A 9010-nucleotide genomic window follows, 5' to 3' on the forward strand; every position below is an offset into this window, starting at 1 on the left:
GCGCTCGACGTCGTGGCGATGGGGCGCTACGGCATGATCGGCTGGTTCCGCCGCGTCTCGCGCGCCCACAAGGACGCCGCGATGGCGGCGCTGGAGCGCGTGGGCATGGCCGGCTTCGCCGACCGGCCGATCGGCCAACTCTCCGGCGGGCAGCAGCAGCGCGTCTTCCTCGCCCGAGCGCTGGCGCAGGAGGCGCGGCTCTACCTGATGGACGAGCCGTTCGCCGGCGTGGACGCGGCCACGGAGCGCGCCGTGCTCGACGTGCTGCGCGACCTGGACGCCGCCGGGCGTACGGTGATCTGCGTGCACCACGACTTGCAGACCGTCGCCGACACCTTCGACCACGTGCTGCTGCTCAACACCCGCATCGTTGCGGCCGGGCCGGTGGCGCAGGTGATGACCAAGGAGAACCTCGCCCGCACCTACGGCGCCCGCCGGCTGGAGGGAGGGCGGTGAGCGCCGAGGCATTGCGCATCCTCACCCTCCAGGCCGGCTTCAACACCGCCGTAGTGGTGGCCGGGACGGCGGCGCTGGGGCTGGCGGCGGGCATGGTCGGCACCTTCCTGCTGCTGCGCCGCCGCGCGCTGATCAGCGACGCCCTCAGCCACGCCACGCTGCCGGGTATCGCCGCGGCGTTCCTGCTGGGCGTGGCGCTGGGGGTGCCGGGGCGTTCCCTGCCGCTGCTGCTGGGCGGGGCGGTGGCCAGCGGCCTGATCGGCGTGCTGACGGTGCAGGCCATCGTGCGCTTCACCCGCCTGACCGAGGACGCGGCCATCGGTATCGTGCTTTCGGTGTTCTTCGGGCTGGGCGTGGTGCTGCTCAGCCACATCCAGGCGCTGGAGGTGGGTGGGCAGGCGGGGCTGAAGGGCTTCATCCTCGGCCAGACGGCGGCCATGAGCCGCGGCGAGGCGGTCGGCATGGGCCTGCTGGCGCTGGGGGCCGCGGCGGCGACCGCCCTGCTGTTCAAGGAGCTGCGCATGGTCGCCTTCGACGCCGGCTTCGCCGGCGGGCAGGGCTGGCCGGTGGCGCGGCTGGACATCGCGCTGATGGCGCTGGCGACGCTGGTCACGGTGATCGGGCTGCAGACGGTGGGGCTGGTTCTGGTGGTGGCGCTGCTGATCATCCCGCCGGCCGCCGCCCGCTTCTGGACCGAGCGGCTGGGCACCATGACGGTGGTCGCGGCGGTGATCGGCGCCTTGAGCGGCTGGCTGGGGGCGGCGCTGTCGGCACTGTTCCCCAACCTGCCGGCCGGCGCCGTCATCGTGCTGGTGGCGGGGGCGCTGTTCCTGTTCAGCTTCCTGTTCGCCCCGGCGCGCGGCCTGCTGGCCACGGCGGCGCGCACCGTGCACCTGCGCCTCGTGGTTGCCGAGGGCAACGCGTTGCGCCGGCTGCTGCTGCCGGGCGTGGCGGAGGCGCCCTCGTCGGTGCTGGCCCTGTGGCTGCGCGCGCGGGGGCTGCTGCGCGGCGACCGCCTGACGGAGCGGGGGCACGTGGCGGCGCGCGCGGCGGAGCGGAACCTGCGGCTGTGGGAGCGGCTGCTGGCCGAGGCGCCGGCGCAGGTGCCGGCCGACGCCAACTGGGGTATCGACCCGATCGACGCCGTCCTCCCGCCCGACCTTGTCCGCCTGCTGGAGGAGCGCGCGCCATGCCGCTGAACGTTCAGGACTTCCTGCAGCTCGACCTGCCGGCGCTGCTGGCGGCGGTGCTGGCGTGCGCGGCGTGCGCACTGGTCGGCAACTTCCTGGTGCTGCGCCGGCAGGGGCTGATGGGCGACGCGGTCAGCCACGCGGTGCTGCCGGGCATCGTCGGCGGCTTCCTGCTGGCCGGCACGCGCGACACCTGGGCGATGATGGCCGGGGCGCTGGCCGCGGCGGCGCTGGCCGGCGTGCTGATCGAGGGTGTCCGCCGCTACGGCCGGCTGGAATCCGGGGCGGCCATGGGCGTGGTGTTCACCGTGTTCTTCGCGGCCGGCGTGGTGCTGATCGAGCAGGGGGCGGCGCGCGCCGTGGACCTGGACGCCGACTGCGTGCTGTACGGCCAACTGGAGGACATCCTGTGGCTGGCGCCCACCGGCTGGTCCTCCCTCCTCGACCCCGCGGTGTGGGCGACGCTGCCGCGCGAGGTGGTGACGCTGGCGGCCGTGCTGGCGGTGTGCGCCGCGGCCGTGGCGCTGCTGTACAAGGAACTGACCATCGCCGCCTTCGACCCGGCGCTGGCCGGTACGCTGGGGTTGGCGCCGGGGTTGGTCAACACCGGCGTGGTGCTGCTGACCGCCGCCACGGCCATCGCCGCGTTCGAGGCGGTGGGCTCCATCCTCGTCGTCGCCATGCTGATCGCGCCTGCGGCGGCGGCGCGCATGCTGACCGACCGGCTGTCGGCGCAGCTGGGCCTGAGCGTGCTGTTCGGCGTGGCGGCGGCGGTGGGCGGTTACGTCGCGGCGGCGTTCGGGCCGTTCTGGCTGGGCGGCGACCATTCGCTGAACGCCGCCGGGATGATCGCCGTCGTCTCCGGCCTGCTGCTGGCGCTGGCGGCCCTGCTGGGGCCGCGGCACGGCGCGCTTGGCCGGCGGCTGGCGACGCGCCGGCTGCATCGGGGCCTGCATCGGGAAGCGGTTGGGAACACGGACGTTGTCGCCGCCGGCTCCAGCCGGCCATAATGGCGGCGGACGGACGCGGCCGCAGCGGTTGGGGCCGTGCCGCAGCGGCCGGAGCCTGTCCTTGAACCACCTGCTTCCCGGCGGGCGCCGCCGGGGCCTCATCGCGGCGGCCGTGCTGCTTCTCCTGACCAGCGTCCTGCATGGCGCCTGGCACCTCGCGGCTTTTCCCGATAGCGCCGCGGTGTCCACCCTGTCGCCGTTCCTGGAGATGGGCATTCCGCTGGTGGCCGGCGGCCTGCTCGTCATGCTGCTGGCGCGCGAGGCGGCGGAGGCGTCGCGGCTGCGTGGTGCCGCGCAGGCGGCGGAGTTGCGGGCCACCGGCGCCTACCGCCATCTGGCGGAGGCGATCGACGCCGTCAACGAAGGCTTCGCGCTGTACGACGCGGACGACCGGCTGGTCGCCTGCAACGCCCGCTACCGCGAGCTTTACGCCCTGTCCGGCCCGATCGTTCCCGGCGTCCCCTTCGAGGAGGTGCTGCGGCGCGGCGCCGTGTCCGGCCAGTACGCCGACTGCGATCCCGCCGATCCCGCCGACATCGACCGCTGGGTGGCCGAGCGTCTGCGCCAGCACCGCGATCCCGCCGGCCCGATCGAGCAGCGTCTGTCCGACGGGCGCTGGCTGAAGGTCAACGAGCGGCGGATGAGCGACGGCGGCTACGTCGGCATCCGCACGGACATCACCGAGATCAAGCGGCGCGAGGAGGAACTAGCCTACAAGTCGGCGCTGCTGGAGGCGTGCTTCGCCACCCTGCCGCAGGGCGTGGCGGTGTGGCGTGACGACCGGCTGCTGGCGTGCAACCCGCGCCTCGCCCCCATGTTCGCGCTGCCGGACGGACTGCTGCAGCCCGGCCTGACCGTGGCGGAGTTCCTGCGCTTCCTGGCCGGGCGCGGGGACTTCGGCCCGGGTGATCCGCAGGATCTGGCCACGCGCGCGCGGGACGCCGTGGACGTGGACAGCGGCCGGCCGGTCGAGGTCCTGCTGCACACCGGCCGCGTCATGCAGATCACGCCGCGCCGCATGGACGCGCGCACGGTGCTGGTCGTCTATGACGACATCTCCGACTTCCGCCGCGTCGAGGCGGAACTGCGCGCCAGTGAAGAGCGGCTGCGCCAGCTCTCCGATGCCGCCACCGACGCCATCCTGGTGCACGAGGGCGGCCGCATTGTCGATGTCAACCGCGCCGCGGTCGAACTGACCGGCCACGCCCACGACGACCTGATAGGCCGCTCGATCGTCGACCTCATCGCCCCCGAGGACCGCGACAAGGGCCGCCTGCGCCTGGCCGTGCGCGCCGAGGAGCCGTTCGAACTGACCTGCATCCGCCCGGACGGCAGCCGCTACATCGTCGAGGGACAGACCCGCTATGTGGAGGATCGCGGCCGGCCGGTGGCGCTGGTGTCGGTGCACGACATCACAGGGCATCGCCGCGCCGAGGCGCAACTCCGCCTCGCCAAGGAGCAGGCGGAACTGGCCAGCCAAGCCAAGTCCGAGTTCCTGCGCATGATCAGCCACGAGATCCGCACGCCGCTCAACGGCGTCCTGGGCATGGTCGGGCTGCTGCTGGACGGCGACCTGGGGGAAAGCCAGCGCACCTACGCGCAGACCGCGCGCGAGTCGGGGGAGGCGCTGCTGGCCATCCTGAACGACATCCTCGACCTGTCGAAGATGGAGGCCGGCAAGCTGGCGCTGGAGGCCAACAGCTTCAACCTCGTCGACGTGGTGGAGAGCGTGGTGGACCTGCTGGCCGCCCGCGCCACCGCCAAGGGGATCGGGCTGGCCGCCTGCGTGCCGGCCGGATTGCCGGCCGGGCTGCGCGGCGACGCCGGGCGGCTGCGGCAGGTGCTGCTGAACCTCGTCGGGAACGCCGTCAAGTTCACCGACCTGGGCGGCGTCGCCGTCACCGTGTCGCTGACCGAGCGGGACGGGGAAGACGCCACGGGGGATGGCCGCGTGTGGCTGCACTTCGAGGTGACGGACACCGGCGTCGGCATCCCGCCGGAGGCGCACGACACCCTGTTCGACGAGTTCACGCAGGTCGATCCCCACCTGTCGCGCCGGCACGGCGGCACCGGATTGGGCCTCGCCATCTCGCGCCGGCTGGTCGAGGTGATGGAGGGCGCCATCGGCTTCGACAGCACGCCCGGCCGGGGCAGCCGCTTCTGGTTCACGGTGCCGCTGGAGCCGCAGCAGGACGCCGCCGCGGGGCCGTCCCGCGTCGGGGCGCTGGCCGGGCGGCGCGTCCTGCTGTTCGAGGGCAACGCGGTCAGCCGCGGGACGCTCGCCACGCAGATCCGCTCCTGGGGGGCCGAGGTGGCGGAAGCGGCGGACGCCGCCGCCCTCCTGGCCGTCGCGGGGAACGGACGCTTCGACGCGGCGATGGTCGATGGCGTGGTGCCGGGGATGGACGAGGCGCGGTTGACGGCGCTGGTCGAGGCGCTGCATGCCGCCGGCGTTGGCCGCGTCGTGCTGCTGACCGTCATCGGCCACGTCATGGACTGGGCGCGGCTGGGCATCGCTGCGGCGGTGGTCAAGCCGGCGCACCAGGGGCGGCTGCTGACGGCGCTGGGCGCCCTGCCAGTCGCGGCCGAGCCGGTGCGCCCGCCGCCCGCCGCGGCACCGCCGCCGCAGATGGCCGGCCGGCGCATCCTGCTGGTGGAGGACAGCCCGACCAACCAGATGGTGGCGACCGCCTTCCTGAAGGGCGCCGGCTGTCAGGTGGACGTCGCCGCCAACGGGCTGGAGGCGATCGAGGCGGCGCGCACGCTGCCCTATGACCTCGTGCTGATGGACATCGCCATGCCCGAGATGGACGGGCTGACGGCGACGCGGGCGTTGCGCGCGCTGCCGCCGCCGGCCGGCACGCTGCCGATCGTCGCCATGACCGCCAACGCCATGGAGGGCGATCGCGAGCGCTGCCTCGCCGCCGGCATGAACGACCACGTCGCCAAGCCGGTCGACCGCACGCGCCTGCTGGACACCGTGGCGCGCTGGCTGCCCGCCGAACCGGCGGTGCCGCCGGCCCCGCCCATTGCGGGTGGCGATGCGCTGGATCCGGCGGTGCTGGACCAACTGGCCGAGGATCTGGACGCCGAGATGCTGCCCGACGTCATCCGCCAGTTCGTGGAGGAGACGCAGGCGCGCGCCGCGCGCATTGCCGCCCCCGGGGCGAACCTGACGCAATTGGAGCAGGAGGCGCACACGCTGAAGAGTACGGCCGGGACGTTCGGGGCGAAGCTGCTGTCCGCCGCCGCGCGCGAGTTGGAACGGGCGTGCCGGGAGGGGGCCACCGGCGAGGCCGATGCCCTGCGCCGTCGCGTCCCGGCACTGGTGCAGGAAATGGCCGAAGCCTACCGCGGTCGCGGGTTGTGGAAGGGGGAATGAGGGGGATGTTGGGCCGCGCTGGCGCTTGGCCCAACCTACGCCTTCCGGGGGAACGTCACCCCGTGACGCTGATGTTGACGGCGGCGTCCTTGCCGTTGTTGCCGCGCGCGACCTCGAACTGGACCCTCTGGCCCTGCGTCAGGCCGTGCAGGCCGGACCGCTGGACGGCGGTGATGTGGACGAAGACGTCCTTCACACCCGCTTCGGGTGCGATGAAGCCATAGCCCTTGGTGGTGTTGAACCATTTCACGGTGCCGGTGGCCATGAGCGGACTCCTTGCTCCTTGGTCGGTGGTCGTCGCGGGCGCAGTTCGGCTGTCGCGCGGGTGGACCCGCGCGGCCGGAGGGTGCGGCCGTTGTGGTGGGCGTATCGATGGTGGGAGGCCCGGCGGCGGTCGCACCCGATCGTGGTGCGCCGGCCAAGCGTTACCAAAGACAACGTGTCCTGAGGCTAGCCCCGCGAATCCCCGACCGGCAAGCCGAAATGAGGGGATATGTCCATTGGGGCGCTATCTGTCGCAAAGAAATACGACCGAGGCCCAAGTGATTCTGCTGTCAAGACTTTCAATCGTCTTGGGTGGTTTGGACGGAATGCCAAGCTCTACAGCTTTCCTTCCGCTTCCCAGGCCAGCCGCTTGCGGTAGATGGTCGACGCGCTGATGCCTAGAAGGGCGGCGGCGCGGGGGATGTTGCCGTCGCAGGCGGCGATGGCCTCCTCGATGGCTTCCTTCTCCACCATCCACAGCGGCTTGATCTCCCGCCGGCCGCCTGGTGCGGCGAGGACCGCCGCCGCGGGTGCGGAGACGGGGGCCGGCTGCGGCGCCAGCGGCGGCGGCAGCATGTCGGGCGTCACCACCTCGCCGTCGTGTAGGACGACGATGTTGCGCACCACGTTCTGCAATTGCCGCACGTTGCCCGGCCAGTGGTAGAGGCGCAGGATCTGCTCCGCCTCCGGGCTGAAGCGGTGGAAGCCCTTGCCTTCCTCCTGCGCGAACTCGGCCAGCACGTGGCGGGCGATCTCGATGACGTCGTCGTCGCGCTCGCGCAGAGCCGGCAGGTGGATGGGGATGACGTGCAGGCGGTAGTACAGGTCCTCGCGGAAGCGCCCCTCCTCCACCTCCTTCAGCGGGTCGCGGTTTGTGGCGCAGACGATGCGCAGGTCGACCTTCTCCACCTTGCTGGTGCCGACCGGCATGAAGGTGCCGGTCTGGATGAAGCGCAACAGCTTGGTCTGCAGGTCGGGCGCCAGTTCGCAGATCTCGTCCAGGAACAGCGTGCCGCCGTCGGCGCGCGCCGCAGCACCCTCGCGGTCGGACACCGCCCCGGTGAAGGAGCCCTTCACGTGGCCGAAGATCTCGCTCTCCATCAGGTCCTTGGGGATGGCCCCGCAGTTGATGGCGACGAAGGGCCGGTCGCGGCGCGGGCTCTGGCGGTGGATGGCCTCGGCGCAGACCTCCTTGCCGGTGCCCGATTCGCCGGTGATGAACACCGTGGCCTTGGACGACGCCGCGCTGTCGACGATGCGGTAGGTCGCCTGCATGGCCAGCGAGGAGCCGATGAAGCCGTGGTAGCGGGTGCGGCCCAGATCCTTCTGGTAGGTCTCGACGATCTGCGCCAGCCGCAGCCGCTCCACCGCGTTGCGCACGGTGACCACCAGCCGCTCGGCCGTGAAGGGCTTGACCAGGAAATCGTAGGCGCCGTAGCGCATCGCCTCGACCGCCAGGTTGACCGAGCCGTGCGCGGTGATGACCACCACGGCGCAGGGCAGCCCCTGTTCGGACACGCGCTTCAGCACCTCCATCCCGTGCATGTCGGGAAGCTGGAGGTCGAGCAGAACGATCTTCGGCGCACCGTCCGACAACGCCTCCAGCGCCGCCGCCCCGGTCTCGACCGGAACGACGGTGTACGCTTCCTTTTTCAAATACTCGGCATAGACGCGCGCCAGCGACGGCGTGTCTTCGACGAGAAGGACGGTTGTGGTGCCGGAAACCATGATGGTCCGTCGATGTCCATGGCTGGTTTCAAAATACGGTGTTCCTTGCCGTTGCGCCAGCGATGAACCGCGCGCGCGGCGTGCAAGCTTTTCACAAAACCATGGCGGCCGGCGCAAACCGCTTGTCCGAAACGCATGGGTGCGTCGCGGCGCTTGTCCCGGGCGGCGTGTTGGAATATCTGAATTCTACAAGATCAACTGCGCAAGCGCCCGAGGCATCCCCGTGCACGATCATGCCCATCTGGCCGGAAAGCGCGTGCTGCTGGTCATCGCCGGCGGCATCGCGGCCTACAAGAGCCTGGAGCTGATCCGCCGCCTGCGCGAGCGGGGCTGCGCCGTGCGCGCCATCCTCACCAAGGCCGGCGCGCAGTTCGTGACGCCCTTGTCGGTGCAGGCGCTGACCGAGGACACCGTCTACCAGGACCTGTGGTCGCTGACCGACGAATCGGAGATGGGACACATCCAGCTGTCGCGCAGCGCCGACCTCGTGGTGGTGGCGCCGGCCACCGCCAACCTGCTGGCCCGCATGGCCGCCGGCATGGCCGACGACCTTGCGGCCACGGCGCTGCTCGCCACCGACAAGCCGGTGTTGGTGGCGCCGACCATGAACGTGCGCATGTGGCTGCACCCGGCCACGCAGGCCAACATGGCGCTGCTGGAGCAGCGCGGCGTGACCCGCGTCGGCCCCAACGAGGGCGACATGGCCTGCGGCGAGTTCGGCCCCGGCCGCATGGCCGAGCCGATGGAGATCGTCGACGCCATCGCGGCGCATTTCGCCGCGCAGGCCGATCCGAAACCGCTGGCCGGCAAGCGGGCGCTGGTCACCAGCGGCCCGACGCACGAGCCGATCGATCCCGTGCGCTACATCGCCAACCGCTCGTCCGGCAAGCAGGGGCATGCCATCGCCGCGGCTCTGGCCAAGCTGGGCGCCGCCGTGACGCTGGTCAGCGGGCCGACCCGGCTGGCCGACCCGGCCGGCT

General features: G+C 72.0%; 6 protein-coding genes and 1 pseudogene. 5 read left to right on the plus strand and 2 right to left on the minus strand.

What is annotated here, in order from left to right; translation table 11 throughout:
• From VED21_RS21725 to VED21_RS21740, 4 genes and pseudogenes are all read left to right on the plus strand, one after another.
• On the plus strand, window positions 1-456 hold a 456-nt coding region (locus VED21_RS21725; protein ID WP_324885935.1), incomplete at its 5' end, for a metal ABC transporter ATP-binding protein.
• Window positions 457-512: 56 nt separating this feature from the next.
• Window positions 513-1313, plus strand: a pseudogene (locus VED21_RS21730) (metal ABC transporter permease); the annotation flags it as partial.
• Window positions 1314-1645: 332 nt separating this feature from the next.
• A complete protein-coding gene (locus tag VED21_RS21735; protein WP_324885939.1) occupies window positions 1646-2656 on the plus strand; it encodes a metal ABC transporter permease in 1011 nt (336 codons plus the stop codon).
• Between the two features lie 61 nt (window positions 2657-2717).
• Window positions 2718-6038 carry a PAS-domain containing protein gene (locus tag VED21_RS21740; RefSeq protein ID WP_324885941.1) on the plus strand — a complete coding sequence of 1107 codons (3321 nt, stop codon included), beginning with the start codon at window positions 2718-2720 and terminating at the stop codon, window positions 6036-6038.
• Window positions 6039-6093: 55 nt separating this feature from the next.
• Here VED21_RS21740 and VED21_RS21745 read toward each other — a convergent pair whose 3' ends face one another.
• Window positions 6094-6303: a cold-shock protein gene (locus VED21_RS21745; protein ID WP_324885943.1), complete on the minus strand. Its 210-nt coding sequence runs from the start codon at window positions 6301-6303 to the stop codon at window positions 6094-6096.
• 335 nt (window positions 6304-6638) lie between these two features.
• Complete coding sequence (locus tag VED21_RS21750; protein ID WP_324885945.1) at window positions 6639-8030, minus strand: sigma-54 dependent transcriptional regulator; 1392 nt, start codon at window positions 8028-8030, stop codon at window positions 6639-6641.
• Window positions 8031-8253: 223 nt separating this feature from the next.
• Here VED21_RS21750 and coaBC point away from each other — a divergent pair.
• The coding region (gene coaBC, locus VED21_RS21755) for a bifunctional phosphopantothenoylcysteine decarboxylase/phosphopantothenate--cysteine ligase CoaBC (RefSeq protein WP_324885947.1) at window positions 8254-9010 on the plus strand (757 nt) is incomplete at its 3' end.

Source organism: Azospirillum sp. (assembly GCF_035627195.1).
Lineage (GTDB): Bacteria > Pseudomonadota > Alphaproteobacteria > Azospirillales > Azospirillaceae > Azospirillum.